General features: G+C 74.5%; 18 protein-coding genes. 12 read left to right on the forward strand and 6 right to left on the reverse strand.

Annotated elements, in window-relative coordinates:
• Window positions 1–48: 48 nt before the first annotated feature.
• From ABFY03_RS28855 to ABFY03_RS28865, 3 genes are all read left to right on the forward strand, one after another.
• Window positions 49–510: a phospholipase gene (locus ABFY03_RS28855; RefSeq protein WP_319010740.1), complete on the forward strand. Its 462-nt coding sequence runs from the start codon at window positions 49–51 to the stop codon at window positions 508–510.
• A gap of 236 nt (window positions 511–746) precedes the next feature.
• Window positions 747–1,859 carry a ribosome small subunit-dependent GTPase A gene (gene rsgA, locus ABFY03_RS28860; protein WP_346171171.1) on the forward strand — a complete coding sequence of 371 codons (1,113 nt, stop codon included), beginning with the start codon at window positions 747–749 and terminating at the stop codon, window positions 1,857–1,859.
• Window positions 1,860–1,954: 95 nt separating this feature from the next.
• Window positions 1,955–3,301: an AlkA N-terminal domain-containing protein gene (locus ABFY03_RS28865; RefSeq protein WP_319010657.1), complete on the forward strand. Its 1,347-nt coding sequence runs from the start codon at window positions 1,955–1,957 to the stop codon at window positions 3,299–3,301.
• On the opposite strand, the gene ABFY03_RS28870 is transcribed toward ABFY03_RS28865, so the two are convergent.
• Together ABFY03_RS28870 and ABFY03_RS28875 are read right to left on the reverse strand one after the other, a co-directional pair.
• Window positions 3,288–3,770 carry a DUF456 domain-containing protein gene (locus tag ABFY03_RS28870; protein WP_319010656.1) on the reverse strand — a complete coding sequence of 161 codons (483 nt, stop codon included), beginning with the start codon at window positions 3,768–3,770 and terminating at the stop codon, window positions 3,288–3,290. The genes ABFY03_RS28865 and ABFY03_RS28870 overlap by 14 nt on opposite strands.
• A gap of 181 nt (window positions 3,771–3,951) precedes the next feature.
• Complete coding sequence (locus ABFY03_RS28875) at window positions 3,952–4,935, reverse strand: helix-turn-helix domain-containing protein (protein ID WP_319010655.1); 984 nt, start codon at window positions 4,933–4,935, stop codon at window positions 3,952–3,954.
• Window positions 4,936–5,168: 233 nt separating this feature from the next.
• Between ABFY03_RS28875 and ABFY03_RS28880 the strand changes: the two genes are divergently transcribed.
• The 4 genes from ABFY03_RS28880 (at window position 5,169) to ABFY03_RS28895 (ending at window position 12,868) form a co-directional block, all read left to right on the forward strand.
• Window positions 5,169–8,939, forward strand: a complete 3,771-nt coding sequence (locus ABFY03_RS28880; RefSeq protein ID WP_346171172.1) for a S8 family serine peptidase — start codon at window positions 5,169–5,171, stop codon at window positions 8,937–8,939.
• A 123-nt stretch (window positions 8,940–9,062) separates the two neighbouring features.
• Window positions 9,063–10,610 (forward strand): protein phosphatase 2C domain-containing protein, encoded by a 1,548-nt coding sequence (locus ABFY03_RS28885; protein WP_346171173.1) that lies wholly within the window; start codon window positions 9,063–9,065, stop codon window positions 10,608–10,610.
• Between the two features lie 27 nt (window positions 10,611–10,637).
• The gene (locus ABFY03_RS28890) at window positions 10,638–12,380 is read left to right on the forward strand and encodes a pyruvate dehydrogenase (RefSeq protein ID WP_319010652.1); all 1,743 of its coding nucleotides are present in this window, start codon (window positions 10,638–10,640) and stop codon (window positions 12,378–12,380) included.
• Window positions 12,381–12,463: 83 nt separating this feature from the next.
• Window positions 12,464–12,868 carry an ATP-binding protein gene (locus tag ABFY03_RS28895; RefSeq protein WP_319010651.1) on the forward strand — a complete coding sequence of 135 codons (405 nt, stop codon included), beginning with the start codon at window positions 12,464–12,466 and terminating at the stop codon, window positions 12,866–12,868.
• A gap of 31 nt (window positions 12,869–12,899) precedes the next feature.
• Here ABFY03_RS28895 and ABFY03_RS28900 read toward each other — a convergent pair whose 3' ends face one another.
• The gene (locus tag ABFY03_RS28900) at window positions 12,900–13,988 is read right to left on the reverse strand and encodes a DUF2637 domain-containing protein (RefSeq protein ID WP_346171174.1); all 1,089 of its coding nucleotides are present in this window, start codon (window positions 13,986–13,988) and stop codon (window positions 12,900–12,902) included.
• Between the two features lie 194 nt (window positions 13,989–14,182).
• Window positions 14,183–15,052, reverse strand: coding sequence for a (2Fe-2S)-binding protein (locus tag ABFY03_RS28905; RefSeq protein ID WP_319010650.1), 870 nt, complete (start codon window positions 15,050–15,052; stop codon window positions 14,183–14,185).
• 194 nt (window positions 15,053–15,246) lie between these two features.
• On the opposite strand from ABFY03_RS28905, the gene ABFY03_RS28910 reads away from it, so the two are divergent.
• Together ABFY03_RS28910 and ABFY03_RS28915 are read left to right on the forward strand one after the other, a co-directional pair.
• The gene (locus ABFY03_RS28910) at window positions 15,247–16,101 is read left to right on the forward strand and encodes a GntR family transcriptional regulator (RefSeq protein ID WP_386723620.1); all 855 of its coding nucleotides are present in this window, start codon (window positions 15,247–15,249) and stop codon (window positions 16,099–16,101) included.
• 130 nt (window positions 16,102–16,231) lie between these two features.
• Window positions 16,232–17,818, forward strand: a complete 1,587-nt coding sequence (locus ABFY03_RS28915) for a hypothetical protein (RefSeq protein WP_346171175.1) — start codon at window positions 16,232–16,234, stop codon at window positions 17,816–17,818.
• Between the two features lie 28 nt (window positions 17,819–17,846).
• On the opposite strand, the gene ABFY03_RS28920 is transcribed toward ABFY03_RS28915, so the two are convergent.
• A complete protein-coding gene (locus ABFY03_RS28920; protein ID WP_386723621.1) occupies window positions 17,847–18,650 on the reverse strand; it encodes a hypothetical protein in 804 nt (267 codons plus the stop codon).
• A 296-nt stretch (window positions 18,651–18,946) separates the two neighbouring features.
• Complete coding sequence (locus ABFY03_RS28925; RefSeq protein ID WP_319010646.1) at window positions 18,947–20,671, reverse strand: PucR family transcriptional regulator; 1,725 nt, start codon at window positions 20,669–20,671, stop codon at window positions 18,947–18,949.
• A gap of 314 nt (window positions 20,672–20,985) precedes the next feature.
• Here ABFY03_RS28925 and ABFY03_RS28930 point away from each other — a divergent pair, with 314 nt between their 5' ends.
• The 3 genes from ABFY03_RS28930 to ABFY03_RS28940 are packed head-to-tail and all read left to right on the forward strand — an operon-like array spanning window position 20,986 to window position 24,859.
• Complete coding sequence (locus ABFY03_RS28930) at window positions 20,986–21,879, forward strand: FAD binding domain-containing protein (RefSeq protein ID WP_031005159.1); 894 nt, start codon at window positions 20,986–20,988, stop codon at window positions 21,877–21,879.
• Window positions 21,880–21,881: 2 nt separating this feature from the next.
• Window positions 21,882–22,469, forward strand: a complete 588-nt coding sequence (locus tag ABFY03_RS28935; RefSeq protein ID WP_319010645.1) for a (2Fe-2S)-binding protein — start codon at window positions 21,882–21,884, stop codon at window positions 22,467–22,469.
• A gap of 2 nt (window positions 22,470–22,471) precedes the next feature.
• The gene (locus ABFY03_RS28940; protein ID WP_319010644.1) at window positions 22,472–24,859 is read left to right on the forward strand and encodes a xanthine dehydrogenase family protein molybdopterin-binding subunit; all 2,388 of its coding nucleotides are present in this window, start codon (window positions 22,472–22,474) and stop codon (window positions 24,857–24,859) included.
• Window positions 24,860–25,056: the final 197 nt, after the last annotated feature.

Consider the following 25,056-nt stretch of genomic DNA (forward strand, 5'->3'; position numbering starts at 1 on the left):
ACTTCGGCGCCGGGAGATCCCCGGCGCCTTCCCCCGGGAGGATCGCTGATGCGCAGTCGAGTCGCCGCCGTGACCGCCACCGTGACAGCCGGATTGATCGCCCTCGCCACCCCCGCCTCCGCCGCACCCGCCGACAAGCCGCAGGTGCTCAGCAGCTGGACGCAGACGACCGCGACGAGCTACAACGCCTGGGTCACCGCCCGGGCGAACCAGAGCGCCTGGTCCGCCTACGGCTTCGACTGGTCGACCGACTACTGCTCGTCCTCGCCGGACAACCCGCTCGGCTTCCCCTTCCAGACGGCCTGCGCCCGCCACGACTTCGGCTACCGCAACTACAAGGCCGCCGGCACCTTCAGCGCCAACAAGCCCCGCCTCGACGACGCCTTCTACGCCGACCTCAAGCGCGTCTGCGCCCGCTACTCGGGCCTGACCCGCACCTCCTGCGACTCCACCGCCTGGACCTACTACCAGGCCGTGAAGGCCTTCGGCAGCAGCCCGGCCGTCAACTGAACCAAATTCGGTGGTGCCGTGCCTCGGGGCGGACTATGGTGCTCCTGTCCGTCCCCGAGGGGCGGCGTCGGTACGTAGAGAAGAAGCAGGAGGTGAGGACATTGATGACTGTCACGGTGACGGGCTCTGCCCGCATTCAGGAGTTCATCGTTCCCACCCCTGTGGTCTCCGGCTGACATCACTCGACCTCTCGCGCGCGGAGCGCGCGGCCGGGGCCACCCTGTGAAGGGTTCCCCTTGTCTTTCTCGCTTTCCTCCTCCTTCTCCTCCTCTTCGCTCGACGCGCACGGCTGGGACTCCGGCTGGGCCGAGAGCTTCGCGCCGTACGCCGCCCAGGGGCTCGTGCCGGGGCGGGTGATCCGCGTCGACCGGGGGCAGTGCGACGTCGCCACCGCGGACGGCGTCGTCCGGGCCGACACGGCGTTCGTGACGCCGCACGACCCGCTGCGGGTCGTCTGCACCGGGGACTGGGCCGCCGTCGACCCCGAGGGCACGAGCGACCCCCGGTACGTGCGGGCCTGCCTGCCGCGGCGGACCGCGTTCGCCCGGTCCACCTCCTCCAAGCGGTCCGAGGGGCAGATCCTCGCGGCCAACGTCGACCACGCCGTCATCACCGTCTCGCTCGCCGTCGAGCTGGACCTCGGCCGGATCGAGCGCTTCCTCGCCCTCGCGTGGGAGTCGGGCGCCCAGCCGACCGTCGTGCTGTCCAAGGCCGACCTGGTGCCCGACCCGGTCGTCCTCGCCCACCTCGTGGAGGACGTCCAGGCCGTCGCGCCCGGCGTCGAGGTGCTGCCGCTCAGCTCGGCCAGCGGCGAGGGGATCGACGTCCTCGCGGCCGTCGTCTCCGGCGGCACCACCGTCCTCCTCGGCGTCTCCGGCGCCGGGAAGTCCACCCTCGCCAACGCCCTCGTCGGCGAGGACGTCATGGACGTGCGGGCGGCCCGGGACGTGGACGGCAAGGGGCGGCACACCACCACCACCCGGAACCTCTTCGTGCTGCCCGGGGGCGGGGTCCTCATCGACACGCCGGGGCTGCGCGGGGTCGGCCTCTGGGACGCGGAGGCCGGGGTCGGGCAGACCTTCTCGGAGATCGAGGAGCTGGCCGCCGACTGCCGCTTCCACGACTGCTCCCACGAGTCCGAGCCCGGCTGCGCGGTCGTCGCCGCCCTCGACGAGGGTTCGCTCTCCGTGCGCCGGCTGGAGAGCTACCGCAAGCTGCTGCGCGAGAACCAGCGGCTCGTCGCCAAGACCGACGCCCGGATGCGCCACGAGATCCGCAAGGACTGGAAGCGCAAGGGCGCCGAGGGACGCGCCGCCCTGGCCTTCAAGCGCGAGGGCCGGCTTCGCTAGCTCCGGGGCTCCGGCTCCGCTGGCCCCCGCGGTCCCCGGAGCGTCGTGTCCGAATCCCGCGAGTGTGCGGCGGTCCGCCGCCGCACACTGGAGGCATGACGGACGACGAGGGGGACACCCTCTACCAGGCGGTGAGCAGCCGGGACGCGCGGTTCGACGGAGAGTTCTTCTTCGCCGTGCGGACCACCGGCATCTACTGCCGGCCCAGCTGCCCCGCCGTCACCCCCAAGCGGCGGAACGTGGCCTTCTTCACCACGGCCGCCGCCGCCCAGGGACACGGCTTCCGGGCCTGCCGCCGGTGCCGGCCCGACGCGGTGCCCGGCTCCGCCGCGTGGAACGTGCGGGCCGACGTCGTCGGGCGCGCGGTCCGGATGATCGGCGACGGCGTGGTGGACCGCGAGGGCGTCCCGGGGCTCGCCGTCCGCCTCGGGTACAGCGCCCGCCAGGTCCAGCGCCAGCTCACCGCCGAGCTCGGCGCCGGCCCGATGGCGCTCGCCCGCGCCCAGCGGGCCCACACCGCCCGCCTGCTGCTCCAGACCACCGCGCTGCCGGTCACCGAGGTGGCGTTCGCGGCCGGTTTCAGCAGCATCCGGCAGTTCAACGACACCATCCGCGCCGTGTACGCCCGCACCCCGACCGAGCTGCGCGCCGAGACGCCCGGCGCCCCGGGCCCGAGGGACGCCGCGGGCGTGCCGCTGCGGCTCGCGTACCGGGGGCCGTACGCCACCCGCGAGGTCTTCGACCTGCTGGCCGCCGAGGCCCTGCCGGGCGTCGAGGAGGTCACCGGGCCGCCCGGCGACCGCACCTACCGGCGGACCCTGCGGCTGCCGTACGGGCCCGGCGTCGTCGCCGTCGGCGAGCGGGCGCCCGGCCGCTGGCTGGAGGCCCGGCTGCACCTCGCCGAGCTGCGCGACCTCACCACCGCCGTGCACCGGCTGCGCCGCCTCCTCGACCTGGACGCCGACCCGTACGCGGTCGCCGAGCGGCTCGGCGCCGACCCCCGCCTGGCCGCCGCGGTCGCCGCCCGGCCCGGCGTCCGCTCGCCCGGCGCCGCCGACCCGGAGGAGTACGCCCTCCGGACCGTGCTGGGCCCCGAGGGCTCCGCGCGGGTCCTGGCGGAGTCCGGCACCCCGCTGGACGCGCCCGACGGCTCGCTCCGGGCGCTCTTCCCCGCGCCGGCGGAGCTCACCGGCCATCCGGTCGCCGGTCCGCTGGCCCGCGCCCTCGCCGACGGCGTCCTCCGCCTCGACCCGGGCGCCGACCGCGACGAGGCCGCCCGCGTCCTCGGAGCCGTACCCGGAGTGGGCGCCCGCGCGGCCGCGCGGATCCGCGTCCGGTCCCTGGGCGACCCGGACGTGCCCGCGCCGGACGGGGCCGACGCGCCGGAGTGGGCGCCCTGGCGGTCGTACGCGCAGCGCTACCGGGACGTCAGCCCCAGATGACCGCGCCGACCCAGGCGCCCACGATCAGCAGACAGGCGAACAGCTCGACCAGCACGCTCGTGCCGGCCGCCCGCATGACCGTCCGGGTGGCGGCGCGGGCCTGGCCGTGGCCGCCGAGCCGGCGCCGCTCGCAGAGGTAGATCCCGCCGACGAAGCCGGGTACCGCGCCGAGCACCGGGACCAGGACGAAGCCGAGGAGGGCGCCGGCGCCCGCGTACCCGATCGCGCGGCGGGTGAGCCCCGCGCCCCGGAAGCGGCGCGGCGGCAGCTGCCAGACCACCACCTGGGTGAGCAGCAGCAGGGCGGTCGAGGAGACCAGCAGGATCCACGCGAGGCCGGTCTGCTCGTGCAGCGACCACCAGAGCACGGCGGCCCAGATCAGCCAACTGCCCGGCACACCGGGGGCCAGGACCCCGAACAGGCCGAGGAGCATGACCGCCGCGACCATGAGGAGCTGCCACACACCCACCCGCCCAGCCTCCCCCACCCGAAGGGTTCCCGCAGGTCGCGAGGGCCGATGGGGTGGCCCGCCGGTCAGGTCCCGACGATCCGGAGGCGGGGTGGACCGTACGGTCGGGTCCTGGCGACCCGCGACGGGAGCGACCGCCCGGTCAGGTCGCGACGAGCCGGTGGCGGGGTGGACCGTACGGTCAGGTCCTGGCGACCCAGCCCTTCTCGTACGCGTGCCAGCCGAGCTGGAGGCGGGTGGTCACCGCCGCCAGCTCCATCAGCCCCTTCACCCGCCGCTGGACCGTCCGCAGCCCCAGGTCCAGCTGTTTCGCCACGCTCGCGTCGGTCATCCCGGCCAGCAGCAGGGAGAGGATCTCCAGGTCGGTGCTGTCCGGGCCGGGGGCCTGGTCCTCGGTGATCTGCGCGCCCGCGCCGAGCCGCAGCGGCAGCGCCTCCCGCCACACCGACTCGAAGAGGCCCATCAGGGACTCCAGGAGCCCGCTCGCGTGCACCACCAGCGCGGCCGGCTCCGCGCCCCGGCCGGTGAGCGGGACCATCGCGAGGGTGCGGTCGGCCACCACCAGCTTGGTCGGCACCCGGTCGACGACCCGGATGCGCTCCTCGCGGCCGAGCGCCGCGGACAGTTCGAGGAGGCCGCTGGGGAGGGTCAGCACCTCCCGCTCGATCACCACCCGATAGCGCACGCCGCGTCCGGCGGCCAGCTCCTCGGCGTCGTTCTCCAGGCCCGTGACGGCGATCGGCTTGCCGGTGACCAGCGCGCAGACCTCCTCCTGCGCGCCGAGCTGGAGCTGGAGGAAGCGGTGGGTCACGGCGCTCGCGCCGGTCACCACCTCGACCAGGTCGTGCACGGCCGGCTCGGTGGCCTCGGCCCGGTACTCCTCGGCGAGCAGCGCCGCCGCGAGCTCGGCCTGCTCCAGCTCGTGCCGCTGCTGGGTGAGGAGCGCGCCGAGCGCGACCCCCGGGGGCGCCGCCACCCAGCGGCCGGTACGCGCGGAGGACTGGGCGGCGAGTCCCTGCGCCTCCAGCCGGCGCAGCGACCGCTCGACGTCCCGTTCGGGCAGGGTGAGCCGGTGCGCCAGGTCGGTGACCTCGGCCGCCCCGAGCGCGATCAGCGCGCGGTACGCGGACTCCTGCCGTTCGTCCAGTCCTATCGCTCCCAGCATCGGTTCCCGCCCCTCGCCGTGCCTCCGGCGCACCGCGCGCGATGTTCCGCGGGTGTTCTCCGGAGTCATTCGTTCCGTTGGTGACCTGGCGGGAAACGGCCACGGCGTATTCCCGCCTCTCCCATCATCCCTGTACCGCCCTCGGCTCTGCCAATGTGGCGCCACCGCAGCACCAACCGCCTCCGGATACAGGTGACTTGCGCCATCTTGTCCGGATTCTGATGGGGAGAGCGATGCGCCCGATTTCGCGTACGGCCCTGGGGGCGGCGACCGCCGCCGTCCTGGCCGTCACCGCGGCCCTGCCGTCCGTCGCGGCCCAGCCGCCGGCCGGCGGGCCGGCCGAACGCCCGCTGGTCGGCAGCGAGGCCCAGGCCCGCGCCGGGGAGCGGGCCGCCACGGTGACCCTGGTCACCGGCGACCGCGTCCTGGTCACCCGCGACGAGCGGGGCAACCCCGCCGCCACCGTGCTGCCCCGCGAGGACGGCACCGTCCCGCTGGTCCAGACCCGCCGCTCCGGCCAGGACCTCTACGTCTACCCCGAGGACGCCACCGGCGCGCTCGCCGCCGACCGGGTCGACGAGGAGCTGTTCAACGTCACCGGCCTGGTCCGCCAGGGCTACGACGACGCCTCCACCACCACCCTGCCGCTGATCGCCGTCTACGGCTCCGGCGCCACCGCCCGCACCACCCCCGCCGCCCCGCGCGGCGCCCGCCGCGGCCAGGTCCTCAAGACCATCGACGGCGTCGCCCTCCAGGCCGACAAGAAGCAGGCCGGCACCTTCTGGGCCGAGGTCTCCGCCCCCGCCGCCCGCTCCGCCGCCGCCGGCATCGAGAAGCTGTGGCTGGACCGCAAGGTCGAGGCCGCCCTGGAGCGCTCCGCCCAGCAGGTGCACGCCCCCGAGGCGTGGGCCGCCGGCTACGACGGCACCGGCACCACGGTCGCCGTCCTCGACACCGGCGCCGACGCCGGACACCCCGACCTCCAGGGCCGGATCGTCGCCTCGGAGAACTTCACCGACTCCGACAGCGCCACCGACCACCAGGGCCACGGCACCCACACCCTCTCCACCGTCGGCGGCTCCGGCGCCGCCAGTGACGGAAAGAAGAAGGGCATCGCCCCGGGTGCCCGGCTGCTCAACGGCAAGGTCCTCAACGACTACGGCTCCGGCGCCACGTCGTGGATCATCGCCGGCATGGAGTGGGCCGTCGCCCAGGGCGCCGACGTCGTCTCCATGAGCCTCGGCAACCCCTCCGAGACCGACTGCGACGACCCGATGAGCGCCGCCGCCGAAGAACTCGCCCAGAACCAGGGCACGTTGTTCGTCGTCGCCGCCGGCAACTCCGGCCCCTCCCTCAACTCCGTCTCCTCGCCCGGCTGCGCGCCCGGTGTCCTCACCGTCGGCGCCACCGACCGCGACGACTCCACCGCCTGGTTCTCCAGCCGCAGCCCCATAGCCAACGAGGCGCACACCCTCAAGCCGGAGATCGCCGCCCCCGGCGTCGCCATCTCCGCCGCCGCGGCCGGTGGCCGGGGCCTCTACGCCTACCAGGCCATGTCCGGTACGTCGATGGCCACCCCGCACGTCGCCGGCGCCGCCGCGATCCTGAAGCAGCGTCACCCCGACTGGACCGCACAGCAGTTGAAGGCGGCCCTCGTCTCCTCCGCCGACACCGGCATCCCCGGCGACGTCCGGGAGACCGGCGGCGGCCGGCTCGACGTCAAGGCCGCGATCGACCAGACGGTCCTCTCCGCCCCGGCCGTCCAGGGCGGCACGTACCACTGGCCGCAGGCGAAGAGCGACCGCACCACGGTCACCGTCCCCTACACCAACACCTCCGACGCACCGGTCACCCTCGCCCTCGCCGTCGAGAAGGTCACCGGCAACGACGGCTCCGCCGTCGCGTCCACCGTCGCCCGCCTCGGCCGGCCCACCGTCACCGTCCCGGCGGGCGCCACCGTCGAGGTCCCGCTCGCGATCGACCCCACCGCCCGCCTGCAGCGCGCCCAGTACGGCGACGTCACCGGCCGGATCGTCGCCACCGGCCCCGGCGGCGTCCACGTCTCCACCCCCTTCTCGCTCTACGTCGAGCCCGAGACGGTCACCCTCCGCGTCAAGCTGATCGACCGCCAGGGCAAGCCCGCCGACGGCGCCTCCTCGCTCGACGTCATCGGCCTCGACACCGCCACCGGCGAACGCCGCTTCAACGAGGGCGCCACCGACCAGGTCTTCCGGGTCCGGCCCGGCTCCTACTTCCTCACCTCCTTCGTCACCACCCGCGACGCCGGCGAGGGCGCCACCCTGGACGACTCGCTCACCCACCTGGCCCGCCCGCAGCTGGAACTCAGGGACGACACCACCGTCGTCCTCGACGCCCGCGAGGCCCACCGGCTCTCGGTCCGCACCGACCGGCCCTCCGAACTCCGCGGCACCACCCTCGCGTTCGCCCGCTCCTGGGACGACACCTGGACCCACGCCGGCACCGTCACCGGCCCCCGCACCCTCCGCGCCCACTACGCCTCCGTCGAGGGCGAGGCCCGCGACGGCGACTTCGAGTCCGGCAGCTACTGGCGCGCCGCCGCCCCGCAGATCACCTCGCTGCGCACCGGCGACGGCCTGGCCCTCCACCCGGTGACCGCCTCCACCGGCTCGGACAACCTCGACGGCACCGGCTCCGCCGCCCTCGTCGACGCCGGCACCGGCACCCCCGACGAGCTGAAGGCCGCCGGCGTCCAGGGCCGCCTCGCCCTGGTCCGCCTCCCCGACGACACCACCGCCGTCGGCACCCTGGCCCGCAACGCCAAGGCCGCCGGCGCGATCGGCGTCGTCGTCCACCACGCCTCGCCGGCCCGCTGGTACCCGGCCGGCGGCTTCACCGGCGCCGGCCTGCCCGTCCTCGCGATCCCGGCCGCCGAGGCGTCCGCGCTCCTCGGCAGGCTCGCGGCCGGCGAGGTCACCCTGCACTGGAACGCCACCGCCGAGACCCCGTACGTCTACAGCCTCGCCTTCCCCGAGACCGGCGAGATCGAGGACGAGCGCCGCTACCGGGTCCGGGACGCGCGCCTCGGCCGCTCGGAGATCACCTACGGCTCGGCGGGCGTCGCCGCGGACTTCATGAACTTCCCCGTGGCCCACCGCCCGAACGGCCTCCAGGTCGGCTTCGCCGGCCTGGAGACGGTCCCCGCCCCCGGCACCCGCGCCGAGTACTACACGCCGGGTGACACGGACTGGCAGCAGATGACCGGCAGCAGCTTCCCCTTCGGCGAGCTGATGATCGGCGACATCCACGGCTACGCCCCCGGCGAGCGCCGCACCGAGCACTGGTACGGCGGCGTCCTCGCCCCGACCGCCCCGCGCGACGCCGCCGGCGAACCCGTCCTCGTCTCCGAGCGGCAGGGCAACCTGATCGGCTTCGCCGCCGCGATGTGGGGCGACGGCAGCCACCACGCCGAGCCCGGCTCCTTCGGCGACATCGGCAACCTGCGGCTGCGCCGCGACGGCGAGACGATCGGCGAGAGCGCCTGGCCGTTCGGCGTCTTCGAGGTGCCCGCGGAAGCCGGCACGTACGAGCTGGAACAGAACACCATGAAGCTCGGCAACCGGAACTGGGCCCGCTCCACCTCCGTGCGGTCGATCTGGAAATTCACCTCCCAGCTCGACGAGACGGTCTATTCTCAGGGCATCCCGATTCTCTTCCCCCGGTACGACCTGCCGGTGGACGGACTCAAGACCCTCGCCGCCACCGACGGCCAGCGGATCCGCCTCGGCGCCACCGGTCACGCCGGATACAAGGCGGGGGCTCTCGCCTCGGCCGCCCTCTCCTACTCCTACGACGAGGGCGTCACCTGGACCGAGGCCCCGGTCGCCAGGGACGGCGACGCCTGGGTCGCGACCGTGAACCACACGGGCGCGACCGGCAAGCAGGTCACCCTGAAGACCGAACTGACGGACGCCCACGGCAACTCCGTCACCCAGACCGTGGTCCGCGCTTACGACGTGCGCTGACCACGCCGGTCCGCCGGACGTCCTTCCCGTGGGGGGTGGGGTCGTCCGGCGGACCACCCATTCGCAGCAACGGTTTTTCCCGTGTCCCGTTTTCCCGGGCCGCCCGCGGTGGACAATAAGGGCATGACGCAGCAGGGGGACAACTGGTGGGACGCTCTCTACGACGACACGGCGGAGGACAGCACCCCGGCCTCCCCGGGTGACACCCTCGACGCCCGCTTCGCCTCCGCCACCCGCGCCACCGCACCCGAACCCGAACCCACCGCACCGCCACCGGCCGCCCCGGCACCTCCCCTGGCACCGCCGCCTCCGCCGGCCCACCCGGCCGTACCCGCACCGCCCGCCGCCGAGGCACCCCGGACACCTCCGGCACCGGCACAGGCGCCCGGCCCGGCCCGGTCCGTGCTCCCGCCGCCGCGGCCGACCGCCGCGCCCGCCGTGCTCGGGCCCGCGCCGTGGGAGGCCCCCGTCAGCGGACCCCGTACCTTCCCGTCACCTCCACCGCCGCCCGTACGCGCACCCGCGCCGGAGCCGGAGCCCGAACCCGAAGGCACGCCCGAGCCCCGGGGCGGCGACGCCACCGCGCGGGCCCAGGCCCCCGCCGGGCACGAGCCGACGGTCCAGGTGGCGATGCCCCGGCCCCGCACCGGCTTCGTCGGCAGCCGCCCGCCCACGTACGAGCCCGAACCCACCGCCCTGCCCACCGCGCGGCCCGGCGAACTCGGCGACCTGGTCGCCGACACCGTCCTCGACGGCGCCCGCTACGGCACCGCCACCCTCCGGGCCGCCTCCGTGCGCGGCGACTCCGCCCGCTACCGCGGCGAACCCCGCCGGGACGCCCTGCTCACCGCCCGCTTCGGCCACGACGAGACCGCCCTCGTGCTGGTCGCCGTCGCCGCCGGCTCCCGCGCCGCCGACGACGCCCACCTCGCCGCCGCCGACGCCTGCCGCTGGATCGGCGAGGCCGTCGGCCGCAGCCACGCCCGGCTCTCCGAGGACATCCGCTCCGGCCGCCGCGGCGACCTCAAGTCCGGACTGCACCGGCTCACCGACCGCACCTACGGACGGCTCCGGGCCCGCGCCGCCGAACGCGGCCTGGCACCCGACCTGTACACCGCGACCCTGCGCTGCCTGCTGATCCCCGCCGACCCCGACTGCCGCACCCGGGTCTTCTTCGGCATCGGCGGCGGCGGGCTGTTCCGGCTCCGCGACGGCTCCTGGCAGGACATCGAACCGCTGCTGCCCGACCCGGCCTCGGTCACCGGCGAACCGGTCGTGGCGAGCGAAGCGAGAGGGGGGTCCCCCCGGCCGGAGGCTGGGGGAGGCTCGACGCCGCCGCACGGCACGCCCGAGGTCACCGAGGAGGGCGACCGGCTCACCATGGACCTCGGGATCACCACCGCGCCCGGGCCGCTCGTCGAGGAGCCCGTCCCGCCGCCGGCCGAACCCTTCCGGTTCCGCGCCTCGGTGGCCAGGCCCGGCGACACCCTCCTGCTCGCCTCGCCGGGACTGGCCGAGCCGATGCGCGGCGAGCCCGGCCTCGCCCGCGAACTCGCGGCCCGCTGGTCCGGTGCCGAACCGCCCGGCCTCGCCGCCTTCCTCGCCGACACCCAGCTGAGGGTGACCGGGTACGCCGATGACCGTACGGGGGCGGCCGTCTGGGAGGCGTGACGGGCGGGGCCGTGTGTTGATGGACCCATGGCCAAACAGAACGTAGCGGAACAGTTCGTCGACATCCTCGTCCGCGCCGGCGTCCAGCGGCTCTACGGCGTGGTCGGCGACAGCCTGAACCCGGTCGTCGACGCCATCCGGCGCAACCCCGCCATCGACTGGGTGCAGGTGCGGCACGAGGAGACCGCCGCCTTCGCCGCGGGGGCCGAGGCCCAGATCACCGGCCGCCTCGCCGCCTGCGCCGGCTCCTGCGGACCCGGCAACCTCCACCTCATCAACGGCCTGTACGACGCGCACCGCTCGATGGCCCCCGTCCTCGCCCTCGCCTCCCACATCCCCTCCAGCGAGATCGGGCTCGGCTACTTCCAGGAGACCCACCCCGACCAGCTGTTCCGCGAGTGCAGCCACTACTGCGAGCTGATCTCCAGCCCGAAGCAGATGCCGCGGCTGCTGCACACCGCCGTCCAGCACGCCGTCGGACGCGGCGGCGTCTCGGTCGTCTCGCTCCCCGGCGACATCGCCGACCAGCCCGCCCCCGAGAAGAGCACCGGCAGCGCCCTCGTCACCGCGCGCCCCACCGTCCGCCCCGGCGACTCCGAGATCGACGCCCTGGTCCGGATGATCGACGCGGCCGAACGGGTGACGCTCTTCTGCGGCAGCGGCACCGCCGGCGCCCACCCCGAGGTGATGCAGTTCGCCGAGCGGCTGAAGGCCCCCGTCGGGCACGCCCTGCGGGGCAAGGAGTGGATCCAGTACGACAACCCCTTCGACGTCGGCATGAGCGGGCTCCTCGGCTACGGCGCGGCCTACGAGGCCACCCACGAGTGCGACCTGCTGATCCTGCTCGGCACCGACTTCCCGTACAACGCCTTCCTCCCGGACGACGTCCGGATCGTGCAGGTCGACGTCCGGCCCGAACACCTCGGCCGCCGCTCCCGGCTCGACCTCGCCGTCTGGGGGGACGTCCGGGAGACCCTGCGCTGCGTCACCCCCCGGATCCGCCCCCGCACCGACCGCCGCTTCCTCGACAAGATGCTGAAGAAGCACGCCGACGCCCTGGAGGGCGTGGTGAAGGCGTACACCCGCAAGGTGGAGAAGCACACCCCGATCCACCCCGAGTACGTCGCCTCCGTCCTCGACGAACTCGCCGACGACGACGCGGTCTTCACCGTCGACACCGGCATGTGCAACGTCTGGGCGGCCCGGTACCTCACCCCCAACGGGCGCCGCCGGATCATCGGCTCCTTCAGCCACGGCTCCATGGCCAACGCCCTGCCGCAGGCGATCGGCGCCCAGTTCACCGACCGCGGCCGGCAGGTCGTCTCGCTCTCCGGCGACGGCGGCTTCTCCATGCTCATGGGCGACTTCCTCACCCTCGTCCAGTACGAACTCCCCGTGAAGATCGTGCTGTTCAACAACTCCTCGCTCGGCATGGTCGAACTGGAGATGCTGGTCGCCGGGCTCCCCTCGTACGGAACGGGCTACAAGAACCCGGACTTCGCCGCCGTCGCCCGCGCGGCCGGCGCCTACGGCGTCCGCGTCGAGAAGCCCAAGCACCTGGCCGGCGCCCTGAAGGACGCCTTCCGGCACCGGGGCCCCGCCCTCGTCGACGTCGTCACGGACCCCAACGCCCTCTCCATCCCGCCGAAGATCAGCACCGAGATGGTCACCGGCTTCGCCCTCTCCGCCGGCAAGATCGTGCTCGACGGGGGAGTGGGCCGGATGCTCCAGATGGCCCGTTCCAATCTGCGCAACGTGCCCCGGCCCTGAGCTCCCGGAGCCCGGCGCATGCCCACGGGCTCGCGGGGCAGGCTTCCCCGTGAGCCTGTTCGACACGACCGTGGGTGGGGGCTATGGCCGGGAAGGCACGACAGCCGACTCAACTGCTCAGAAAGGTGGGGGGAGCCGACCTGACCGCGGTGCCGGAGGTGCGCCACGCGTTACGCGAACTCCTCGGGACCTGGGGCGGACCGGGCGCCGGCGACGTCGCCGAACTGCTCACCAGCGAACTCGTCACCAACGCGCTGGTCCACACCGGCCACGGCGCCATCGTGACCGCCACCGTCGATCCCGGCCAGCTCAGGGTCGAGGTCCGCGACTTCGAGGCCGGCCTCACCGCTCCGCTCGTACCGCCCGCCGACGACGGTACGCACGGGCGGGGGCTCTTCCTCGTCAGGGAACTCGCCGACTCCTGGGGGATCGAGGAGCGCGACACCGGCAAGGTCGTCTGGTTCGAACTGAACGGCGGGGCCGCCTGAGGGCGGCCCCGCCGTGGGGTGACGCGGTCCGTCAGCCGAGCTTCCGCTCCATCTCGGAGATCTTCGCCTCCAGATTGTCGAGCAGCAGCCCCTGGGTGTCGTCCTCGGCGGTGAGGTCCACCGTCCGCGGCTCACCGTGCCTGACGGCTTGCAGGGAGGGCCGGGGTCGTAGCGGCAGTTGTCCCGGGTCCGCTATGGCGGGTTCCGCGACGGCGGCGGACACCGCCGCCGCCGTCGCGGAACCCGGCCCGGACCCGGCGGCCTGACCCCCGCCGGTCCCGCCGGCGGACAGCGCCGCCACCTCCACCTGACGCCCGCCGCCGCGCCCGAAGGCCCGGTGCTGGCGGTTGAGCGCCTTGATCTGCGCCCGGTCGAGCTTGGCCTGCTCCCGCCGGCGGATCCGGTTCTGCTCCTTCTCCCGCCGGTCCTCCCGGACCTCGTCGACGGCCTCGTCCAGGGTCCGTACGCCCTCCAGGAGCATCAGCGACCAGGCGGCGAAGGTCTCCCGCGGAGCCCTTATCCACCGCACGATCCGGATCTGCGGCAGCGGGCGGGGCACCAGGCCCTGCTCGCGCAGCGCAGCCCGGCGGGTCTGCTTCAGCGCCCGGTCGAAGAGGACCGCCGCCGACAGGGACATCCCCGCGAAGAACTGCGGGGCCCCGTCGTGGCCCAGGCCGCGCGGCGCGTGCACCCAGTTGAACCAGGCCGCCGCGCCCGCGAAGAGCCAGACCAGGAGACGGGAGCCGAGGGCCGCGTCGCCGTGGCTGGCCTCGCGGACGGCGAGCACCGAACAGAACATCGCGGCGCCGTCGAGGCCGAACGGGACCAGGTACTCCCAGCCGCCGGTCAGGTTGAGGTTCTGCCGGCCGAAGCCGACGAGGCCGTGGAAGGAGAGCGCCGCCGCGACCGCGGCGCAGCAGAACAGCAGCCCGTACGAGGCGAATCCGTAGATGGCCTCCTTGCGCCGGCGCCGCTCCTCGCTGCGCTCCCAGGAGTCCTCGGCCGCGGCCTGGTCACCGGCGCGCTTCCCGCGCGCGAGCACCGCCACCGCCGTCAGGACTCCGGCCACCATCACGCCACCCGGAAGCAGCCAGTCCAGCGATATGTCGGTCAGTCTCATGCGGTGTCCCTCGCATCGCAGTGGGGCGTTTGGCCGCCCATACTGTCCGACCGATCGGTGGGCTCACGGGGTTTCGGGGCAAGAGCACGCCAACGGGGGCTCAGGGCATACGAATAGGTACCTTCTGCTCGAACGTTCCCCCGTGCAGGCGGAGTTGTGTTCGATTCACGTCACCCGTTCGGGTGGCGTATTCCTCAGGCGGTCGCCGTGAGCCGCCGGACCCGGTCGGCGTCACAGGTGCGCGGACACGTGAGGCAGGTGTCCTCGGGGCGCAGCGTGTAGAAGAAGCAGCAGGCGGCCCGGTCCCGGGTGGCGCGCGGGGTGCCGTCCGGCCCCTCGGCCCCGGGCAGCGGGCGGAACCCGGCGCCGCCCGCGTACGGCTTCTCCGGCCGGCCGGAGCTCCCCGGCAGCAGCTCCTCCAGCTCGGCCGTCGCCCGCTCCTCCTCGCCGAGCAGGGCACCGATGTACCAGAGGCCCTCCACGATCTCGTCCGTCACCATGCCCCACAGCGCGCGCTGCCCGCGCCGCATCCGCGGGCCGAAGCCGGTGAGCAGGGCCTCGAAGTGCTCGGCGAGCGAGGCGCGCACCTCGGCGCGCAGGGCGTCCTCGCCGGAGACCACCCGGGCGCCGGGCAGGGCGGCGGCGGGGTCGTCCGGCAGGCATGCGAACTCCCCGACCCGGACGGCCATCCGGCCCAGGGCCCGCTGGAAGGAGACCGCGCCCACGGGGAGGCGGGGGACCCGGCGGTGCAGGAACCAGGGGACGGTCACCAGGAGGCAGGCCGGCCAGGCGTACCGGTGCAGTCCGAAGCTCGCGACGACGTCGGGGCGGGCCTGCCGGCCGTAGTCCCGGAGCACCTGCGCGTTGTCCCAGGCGAGGAAGGCGTCCAGGGCGGCCCCGCCGGCGGCGAGCTCCTCGGCGCGGACCCAGCCGGCGCCGCTCGGCAGCCGTGCGTCCCCGGCGGTCTCCTCCACGCGCAGGCCGGGGAACGCCTCGGCGAGCCGGGCGTACGCGGCCGCGACGGGCGAGACGAGCGGGGAAGGCAGCAGAGCGGGGACGGTCATGCGGACCACCGAATCGCGATCGTTAGCAGGTTAGCCTTACCTTACCCGAAACGGCATCACGTCTCACCACCTGCGGACCCCTTCCCACCTGCGCCGGACGGGCGCGGTCCCGCGGAACGGTCCGTTCGCCTATGGTGCACAGGGGACCCCGGCATCGCGAGCCGGGACCGGCACGAGGCCGCAGGAGGACCCGGGTGGAGCAGGGCGCAGCGCGCGAGCGGGCGACGGAAGGGTCGTCCGTGCGATTCGGCGACCCCGCCGACGGGCGGCCGGACGACGCGTACGGAGCCGCCCAGGAGACCGCCCGCGTCCCCGGGCAGGCCCGCGGCGACCAGCCCCGGGGCGACCAGGCCCGCGGCGAGCACACCCATGGCGAGCACCCCCGCGGCGAGGCCCCGTACCCCTTCCCCGGCGACGGCCCGCGGACCGTGCGGCGCCACTCCGTCCGGGGCCAGATCCTCGACGCCCTGCGGACCGCCCTCGTCGCCGGCGAGCTGCGCCCCGGCGAGGTCTACTCCGCCCCCGTCCTCGGCGAGCGCTTCGGCGTCTCCGCGACCCCCGTCCGCGAGGCCATGCAGCGCCTCGCCGTCGAGGGCGCCGTCGAGGTCGTCCCCAACCGCGGCTTCCGCGTGATCGTCCGCACCCCCCGCGAGCTGGCCGAGCTGGCCGAGGTGCGGGCACTGATCGAGGTCCCCGTCATGCTGCGGCTGGCCCGCACCGTCCCGGCCGACGACTGGGCCGCGCTGCGCCCGCTCGCCGAGGCCACCGGCGCCGCCGCGGCCCGCGGCGACCGCGCCCACTACGCCGAGACCGACCGCGCCTTCCACCGCGCGGTCCTCGCCCTCGCCGGCAACGAACAGCTCCTGGCCATCGCCGACGACCTCCACCGCCGCTCCCAGTGGCCGCTCCTCAGCACCCCCGTCCCGCGCCACGCGGACCTCGTCGCGGACGCCGCCGAGCACTCCGCGCTCCTCGACGCCCTGACCGCCCAGGACCTCCCCGTCGTCGAGGAGCTCGTCCGGGAGCACTTCACCGGCGCGAACGGCTGAGGCCGGGCCGGCCGCGGCGACCTCCGCCCCGGAGCGAGCGGTCCCGCGAACGGGCCGTCTCCCCGCCCCCCGCGCCCACTAAGGTCGTGGACGACAGCCGCCCGCACCGCGCCGCCCGTGAGGTTGCCCCATGCCGTCCGCGATCCCGTCCCCGCCGGACGGACGCCGACCCTCCATCGGTACGCAACCCGAGGCCGCCGCCCTGCTCGGCTGGCTCACCGACCCCGACGCGCCCCGCCTGTGCCTGGTCACCGGCGCCCCCGGCAGCGGCAAGACCGCCCTCCTCGGCTGGCTCGCGGCGCACGAGACCCGGGCCCGGCGCGGCCGCGCCAGGACCGACCGGATCCTCGTGCCGCTCGCCGGACAGAGCGCCCTCGGCGTCGCCTGGACCCTCGCGAACCGGCTCGGCGTGGTCGCCAGGACCCCCGCCGACCTCGTCCACACCCTCGCCACCAGCGAGGCCCGCCGCACCGGCCGGACCGTGCTCCTCCTCACCGACCTGCACGCCGCCGCCGAGCCGGAGGCCGTCGCCGACCTGCTCGCCGGGCTCGCCGAGGTCGGGCGGATCCGGATCGTGGTGGAGGCCCGCACCGGCACCCGGCCGCCGCGGGCCGCCCGCACCACCGTGGTCGACCTCGACGGGGACGCCGGACCCGAACCCGCCCCGCCCGCCCCGCCGCTCCCCGACCTCTCCGATCCCGCCGCCGTCTGCGCCGCCGATCCGCTCCTCGTCACCACCGGGTACGCGACCGCCTCCGCCGACGACCACGGCGGGCTGCGCGACGCCTGGCTGCGGGCCGGGCAGGCGGTGTGCGCGGCGGACGGGCCGGCCGGCCGGGCGCTGGTGCTGCTCACCGCGCTCGGCGACGGCGCCGACCCCCGGCTGCGGCCCGCCCTCGCCGAACGGGCGGCGCCGGCGCCGTGGCGGGTGCGCTGGGCCCGGCACCGGGGCGACGTCACCCCGCCGTGGCCGGGCCCGGTCGCGGCGCTGGGGGCGACGGCCGGCGGGCCCACGGCCGATCTGGTCCTCGTCGGCGACCGCACCGGCACCGTCCGGCTGCTGCGGGAGGCGGACGCCTCCGGCGCCGGGCGGCTCGCCCACCGGGCCGGCGGCCGGGTCACCGCCCTCGCGCCCACCGCCGACGGGACGGTGCTGCTGCTCGACGAGCGCGGCCGGCTGCACACCGTACGGGGCACGGCGCCGCGCCCGCCCTATCTGGAACGGCTCACCGAGGCCGTCTCCACCACCCTGTCCCGGCACCCGGGCACCGCGCTCGCGGCCATCGCGGGCTCGGTGGTGGTGGGGGACCGGCTCGGCTCGGTGCACGCCTTCGGCGTCAACGGCCTCCACCAGGCCGCCTCGCACAGCGGCCGGGTCACCGCCGTGACCGCGGTCGAGTCCGAGACGCCGTTCGTCTGCTCGGGCGGCGCCGACGGCACCGTACGGCTCTGGACGCCGGGGCGGCCGCCGGTCCCCGAACCGCTCGCGGAGCGCCGGGCGCCGGTGGTCGCCCTGCACGCGGCACCCGCTCCCGGCGGTCCGCTCGTCGCGGCCGCCTGGGCCGACGGGCGGGTGGAGTTGATCCCCGCGGAGGGCGGCCGGCGGCGTGTCTTCCGGCCGGGGCCGGCGGTCCGCGCCGTCGCCGTCACGGCCACCGGAGCCCTGCTGGTCGGCACCGAGGAGAGCCTCATCTGCCTTGAACCGCACGGGAAGTGACGGCCCATCAAGAAGGCGCTCCGGCGCTTCACATGGCGGTCCTGGGCGTCAACTGGGCCGCCAGCCAGGTCGGTACCCCGCCGAGGAGGCGGAAGAGGCGGCCGGCCTCGGCGCGCAGCCGGCCCGCCTCCGGTTCCGTCTCCGTCTCGGCCAGCGCCGTCAGCGCCGGGGCCGTTCCCACCAGGTAGCCCAACTCCTCCCGGATCCGCAGCGATTCGGCGAAGCCGTGCCGGGCCTCGGCCAGCTCGCCCTCGCGCAGCGCGAGGCCCGCGAGATGGCGCCAGGTGGAGGAGAGCAGCAGCGAGTCGCCCTGAGCGGTGGCCCCCGCGTGCGCACGGCGGTACGCGGCCCTGGCCGCCTGGGGGGAGTCGCCCAGGTTCTGCGCCATCAGCCCGCGCCGGTAGTCGAGCAGCGGACGGCCCGGCTCCGAGGGGGCGATCAGCGCCGCCGCCCGGCCCAGCGCCATCCGGGCCTCGTCGGCGCGGTCCCGGACGCCCAACAGGGTGGAGGCGTAGGCGAGATAGCCGCGCTCGCAGGCCGCCGCCCCGCGCTCCTCGTCACTGCTCGCGACCGCCTCGGCGGCGCGCAGCGCCTCCTCCGCCTCGGCCCAGCCCTGTTCGGTGTAGAGGCAGCGCTCGATCAGCAGCGCGGCCCGTTCGAGTGCCGCGGCCGGTTCGTGGGCGCGGGGGGCGAGCAGCGCCGCCGCGTCGGCCCAGCAGCCGCGGGAGCGGAGCCGCCATATGGCGGTCTCCACCGGAGTCTCCTTGCCGTAGGCGAGGGACGGACGTGCGCCGCCCCCTGATTCGGAACCAGACATGGCGGTGTCCGCCACATTGCCCTCCCCGAGCGCGCCATCGAGCTGTTGAGTAGGACGGCATCTCAGCACGAACGGCCGTACCCGGCCAAGGGGTCGGGTGAAAAATTTCACAAAGCCGCGGGGCAGGCGTGACGCCCCGCCGGAACCGGGTCCGACGGGGCGTCAGGGGCTGCCGAGGCCCGTGATCACGGCGGTGATCAGGGAAGAGCGGTGGTGCGGCGGGCGGCCACGGGAGCGCGGCCGGAAGGGCCGTCCGTCACTCCTGCGGACTCAACCGAAGGAGTGAATTCCGGAACCGCGGGGGCGGTCCGTCAGCTCATCCGCAGGGCCAGGAAGAAGTCGAGCTTGTCCTCCAGGCGGGACAGGTCGCGGCCGGTCAGCTGCTCGATCCGGCCGACCCGGTAGCGCAGCGTGTTCACGTGCAGGTGCAGCCGGGTCGCGCAGCGCGTCCAGGAGCCGTCGCAGTCCAGGAACGCCTCCAGGGTCGGGATCAGCTCCGCGCGGTGGCGCCGGTCGTAGTCCCGCAGCGGGTCCAGCAGCCGGGCCGTGAAGGCGCGCCGCACGTCGTCCGGGACGAAGGGCAGCAGCAGGACGTGCGAGGCCAGCTCGTGGTGGCCGGCCGCGCAGACCCGGCCGGGGCGGGCGGCGGCCACCCGGCGGGCGTGCCGGGCCTCCTCCAGGGCGCCGCGCAGCCCCTCCGCCGAGTGCACGGAGGCGGAGACGCCGAGGGTGAGCCGCCCGTCGTCGGCGAGGCCGGCCGAGAGCGGAGCCCGTACCGCGGCGAGCAGGGCGTCGGCGTGCAGGCCCAGGGCGGGCGCCGCGCCGTCGTCCTCGCTCTCCGGGATCGGTCCCGCGGCCAGCGGCACCAGGGCGATGGCCTCGTCGCCGGTGTGGGCGACGGCGATCCGGTCGGCGGACTCGGCGCCGACGGTCGCCGGGTCGACCAGGATCTCCTCCAGGAGCGCCTGGGTGACCGGTCCGGCCTCCACCGGGGGCTGGCCGCCCTCCTGGTCCCACTCGACGCGGGCGACGACGACCTGCCAGTGCGGGGCGGCGCCGAGGCCGGGCAGCAGCACCGGGGCGGCGACCCGCAGCCGGGCGGCGATCTCGGCGGGCGCGGCGCCCGTCTGCACCAGCTCCAGCACCTCCTGGGCGAGCCGGCGGCGCACCGTACGGGCCGCGTCGCGCCGGTCGCGCTCCACCGAGATCAGCTGGGTGACGCCCTGCAGCAGGTCCAGCCGGGCGGCCGGCCAGTCTCCGGCGTCCGCCTCGACGGCGAGCAGCCAGTCGGAGAGCACGGTCTCCCGGACGTCCCGGGAGGCCGGCGCGGCGGCCCGGCCGGTGTTGCGGATCGGGAAGAGCGAGTACGGCGTGCCGTGCACGGTCAGCCGGTGCGGGCCGCGCCTGCCCGTCCGGGTGGCGGCCAGGTGCTCGGCGGCCAGACCGGCCGCGAGGGCCGGGTCCAGCGGCTCTCCGGCGCCCGCGACCTGCCGTCCGGTGGGGGAGAGGACCCAGGCGCGCAGATCCAGGTCGGAGCCGAGCAGGTCGAGGACGGCCTCCGGGCCGCCGCCCGCCGGGCCGGAGGTCATCAGGCGCCTGTGCCGATCGACGACGGCGGCCAGGTCGCCCGCCCGCTCGCCGGAGACCTGTCGAACAACGTGCTCGGTGATCGTCGCGAACGCAACGGATTCTTCCACGATGAACAGCGGCAGACGGTGGCGAGAACACGCCTCCACGAGCTCGTCGGGGACGTCGCCCCGTCCGGCCTCGCCCGTGGCGAGCGCCGCCACCCCGACCTCACCGACCGCGAGCCCGGAGACGCCGGCCGAGGCGAGGACCCGGACGAAGGGCTCGGACTCGGCCGGCTCCCGCATCCAGGCCAGGCCGGTGAGGACCAGCTCGCCGCCGGACAGGTACCTGCTGGGATCCTTGAGGTCCGTGGTCATCACGCCGCGGACGGAGCGGTCCAGCTCGTCCTCGCCGCCCAGCAGGCGCAGCCCGAGCGCGTCGTTCTCCAGCAGTGCGCGCAGCCGCATCGTGTCGCCGCCGTTCCTTCGAGTGGGTGGTGGGGTTGTCGTGTATTCGACGGTGGGGTCGTTCGGGTGGTGTCCCTGTTTCCAGGGGGAAACGGCGAGGTATCCGTTCCCCGCCTTTCGTTCGAATCTACAAGACGTCCCGGGGCACCGGCGAATTCCTTCATGTTTTCGGTGACTGCACCCCGGCCACCGTGGCTTGTGTACTAGGCCACACACCGCGTGAACAGGACATGAACACCGAAGTCGAGGGCCGGACGTCCCCCAGTGCCCGGACGACCGTCCCCGATCACCAGAATCACTAGAAGAGAGCCACCATGGACTTCCTTCGCCCCGCCAGCTGGGAGGAGGCGCTCGCCGCCAAGGCAGAGCACCCCACGGCCGTGCCCATCGCCGGCGGTACCGACGTCATGGTCGAGATCAACTTCGACCACCGGCGCCCCGAGTACCTGCTGGACCTGAACCGCATCGAGCTGCTGCGCGAGTGGGAGGTCGGCGAGGAGAACGTCCGACTCGGCGCTTCCGTTCCGTACACGCAGATCATGGAGAACCTGCGGGCCGAGCTGCCGGGCCTGGCGCTCGCCTCGCACACCGTCGCCTCCCCGCAGATCCGCAACCGCGGCGGCGTCGGCGGCAACCTCGGCACCGCCTCCCCGGCCGGTGACGCCCACCCCGCCCTCCTCGCCGCCGGCGCCGAGGTCGAGGTCGAGTCGCAGGCCCGCGGCAGCCGCTTCATCCCGATCGACGAGTTCTACACCGGCGTGAAGCGCAACGCGCTCCAGCCCGACGAGCTCATCAAGACCGTTCACATCAAGAAGGCGGACGGCCCCCAGCAGTACTCCAAGGTCGGCACCCGCAACGCGATGGTCATCGCCGTCTGCGCCTTCGGCCTGGCGCTGCACCCGGAGACCCGCACCGTGCGCACCGGCATCGGCTCGGCCGCGCCGACCCCGATCCGCGCCAAGGAGGCCGAGAACTTCCTGAACGCGGCCCTGGAGGAGGGCGGTTTCTGGGAGAGCGGCAAGATCATCACCCCGTCGATCGCGAAGCAGTTCGCCGACCTCTGCTCGGGCGCCGCCAACCCGATCGACGACGTCCGTGGCACCGCCAAGTACCGCCGCCACGCCGTCGGAATCATGGCCCGCCGCCAGCTCGGCTGGACCTGGGAGCAGTACCGCGGCGCCGGCCGCACGCTTGAGGGAGCTGCCTGATCATGCGCGTCAATTTCACGGTCAACGGTCGTCCGCAGGAAGCCGACGACGTCTGGGAGGGCGAGTCCCTTCTCTACGTGCTCCGCGAGCGGCTGGGCCTGCCGGGCTCCAAGAACGCCTGCGAGCAGGGCGAGTGCGGCTCCTGCACGGTCCGCCTCGACGGCGTGCCGGTCTGTTCCTGCCTCGTCGCCGCCGGCCAGGTCGAGGGCCGCGAGGTCGTCACGGTCGAGGGCCTCGCCGACTACGCCAAGGAGCGTGCTGAGCACGCCGGTTGCGCCTCCGGCGCCTGCGGCACCTCGATCGACGAGGCCAAGCGGTGGGAAGCCAAGCCCGGTCAGGACTCCCAGACCGGCGAGGGCGTCGAACTCTCGCCGATCCAGCAGGCGTTCATCGACGCCGGCGCCGTCCAGTGCGGCTTCTGCACCCCCGGTCTGCTGGTCGCCGCCGACGAGATGCTGGAGCGCAACCCGTCCCCGACGGACGCGGACATCCGCGAGGCGCTCTCCGGCAACCTCTGCCGCTGCACCGGTTACGAGAAGATCCTCGACGCGGTCCGCCTCGCGGCCGCCCGTCAGGGAGAGGCGGTCTGACCATGGCTGGCACCACCACGGGCATCCCCCGCGACGTCACCCAGAACCACGTCAAGGGCGGCGTCGGCGAGTCCACCCTCCGCCCCGACGGCACCCTGAAGGTCACCGGCGAGTTCGCCTACTCCTCGGACATGTGGCACGAGGACATGCTGTGGGGGCAGGTCCTGCGGTCCACCGTCGCGCACGCCGAGATCGTGTCCATCGACACCTCCGAGGCCCTCGCGATGGACGGCGTCTACGCCGTCATGACCCACGAGGACCTCCCCGCCGCCAAGAACTACGGCATGGAGTTCCAGGACACCCCCGTCCTCGCCTACGGCAAGGTCCGCCACCACGGCGAGCCGGTCGCCCTCGTGGCCGCCGACCACCCGGAGACCGCCCGCCGCGCCGCCGCCAAGATCGTCATCGAGTACCGGGAGCTCCCGGTCGTCACGGACGAGGCCTCCGCCCTCGCGCCGGACGCGATCCTGGTCCACGAGAACCGCGACGACCACCACTCCGGCCACGTCCCGCACCCCAACATCGTGCACCGCCAGCCGATCATCCGCGGCAACGCCGCCGAGGCCGCCCGGCGCGCCGACGTGATCGTCAAGGGCGAGTACACCTTCGGCATGCAGGACCAGGCCTTCCTCGGCCCCGAGTCCGGCCTCGCGGTACCGGCCGAGGACGGCGGCGTCGACCTGTACGTCGCCACCCAGTGGCTGCACTCGGACCTCAAGCAGATCGCCCCCTGCCTCGGCCTGCCCGAGGAGAAGGTCCGCATGACGATGGCCGGCATCGGCGGCGCCTTCGGCGGCCGCGAGGACATCTCCATGCAGATCCTCGCCTCGCTGCTCGCCCTGCGCACCGGCAAGCCGGTCAAGATGGTCTACAACCGGTACGAGTCCTTCTTCGGCCACGTCCACCGGCACCCGGCGAAGCTGTACTACGAGCACGGCGCCACCAGGGACGGCAAGCTCACGCACGTCAAGTGCAAGATCGTCCTCGACGGCGGCGCGTACGCCTCGTCCACGGCCTCGGTCGTCGGCAACGCCTCCTCCCTCTCGATCGGCCCGTACGTCGTCGAGGACGTCGAGATCGAGGCGATCGGCCTCTACACCAACAACCCGCCCTGCGGCGCCATGCGCGGCTTCGGCGCGGTCCAGGCCTGCTTCGCCTACGAGGCCCAGATGGACAAGCTCGCGGCCGAGCTGGACATGGACCCGGTGGAGCTGCGCCAGCTCAACGCCATGGAGCAGGGCACGATCATGCCGACCGGCCAGGTCGTGGACTCGCCGGCGCCCGTCGCCGAGCTGCTCCGCATGGTCAAGGCCCGCCCGATGCCGCCGGAGCGCCAGTGGGAGACCGCCGGCGAGGGCGCGGACGTCCGCGCGCTGCCGGGCGGCCTCTCCAACACCTCGCACGGCGAGGGCGTCGTCCGGGGCGTCGGCTACGCGGTCGGCATCAAGAACGTCGGCTTCTCCGAGGGCTTCGACGACTACTCGACCGCCAAGATCCGCCTGGAGGTCATCAACGGCGAGCCCGTCGCGATGGTCCACACCGCCGCGGCGGAGGTCGGCCAGGGCGGCGTCACCATCCACGCGCAGATCGCCCGCACCGAGCTCGGCGTCCAGCAGGTCACCATCCACCCCGCCGACACCCAGGTGGGCTCGGCCGGTTCGACCTCCGCGGGCCGCCAGACGTACATGACCGGCGGCGCCATCAAGAACTCCTGCGAGCTCGTCCGCGAGAAGGTCCTGGAGATCGGCCGGCGCAAGTTCGGCTCGTACCACCCCGCGTGGGCCAACGCCGAACTCCTCCTGGAGGGCGGCAAGGTCGTCACCGACAACGGCGAGGCCCTCGCCTCCATCGCCGACGTCCTGGAGGACCAGGCCGTGGAGGTCGAGGAGGAGTGGCGGCACCGCCCCACCCAGGCCTTCGACCTCGTCACCGGCCAGGGCGACGGGCACGTCCAGTACGCCTTCGCCGCGCACCGCGCGGTGGTGGAGGTCGACACCGAGCTCGGCCTCGTCAAGGTCATCGAGCTGGCCTGCGCCCAGGACGTCGGCAAGGCGGTCAACCCGCTCTCCGTGGTCGGCCAGATCCAGGGTGGCACCACCCAGGGCCTGGGCGTCGCGGTGATGGAGGAGATCATCGTCGACCCGAAGACCGCGAAGGTGCGCAACCCCTCCTTCACGGACTACCTGATCCCGACCATCCTCGACACGCCGACCATCCCGGTCGACTACCTCGAACTGGCCGACCCCCACGCGCCGTACGGCGTCCGGGGCATCGGCGAGGCCCCGACCCTGTCGTCCACCCCGGCCGTCCTCGCGGCGATCCGGGCGGCGACCGGGCTGGAGCTGAACAAGACGCCGGTCCGCCCCGAGGCGCTCACCGGCACCCTGTAGGACCCTCCGGGCGGTGTGCGCCTCCCAGGAACGTCACACTTCCCTCCCCGCCCGCACCGCCCGGAGCGCAGTACCCCGCAGTACCCGCAGTACCGCAGTACCCGCAGTTCCGAAGTACCCGCAGTACCCCGTTCGTCTCGGGCCGTCCCCCGGGTCGTGCAGCCAACGAAATATCCCAAATCCCGCAGCTTCACCGT

Origin of the sequence: Streptomyces roseofulvus, assembly GCF_039534915.1 — a bacterium.
Lineage (GTDB): Bacteria > Actinomycetota > Actinomycetes > Streptomycetales > Streptomycetaceae > Streptomyces > Streptomyces roseofulvus.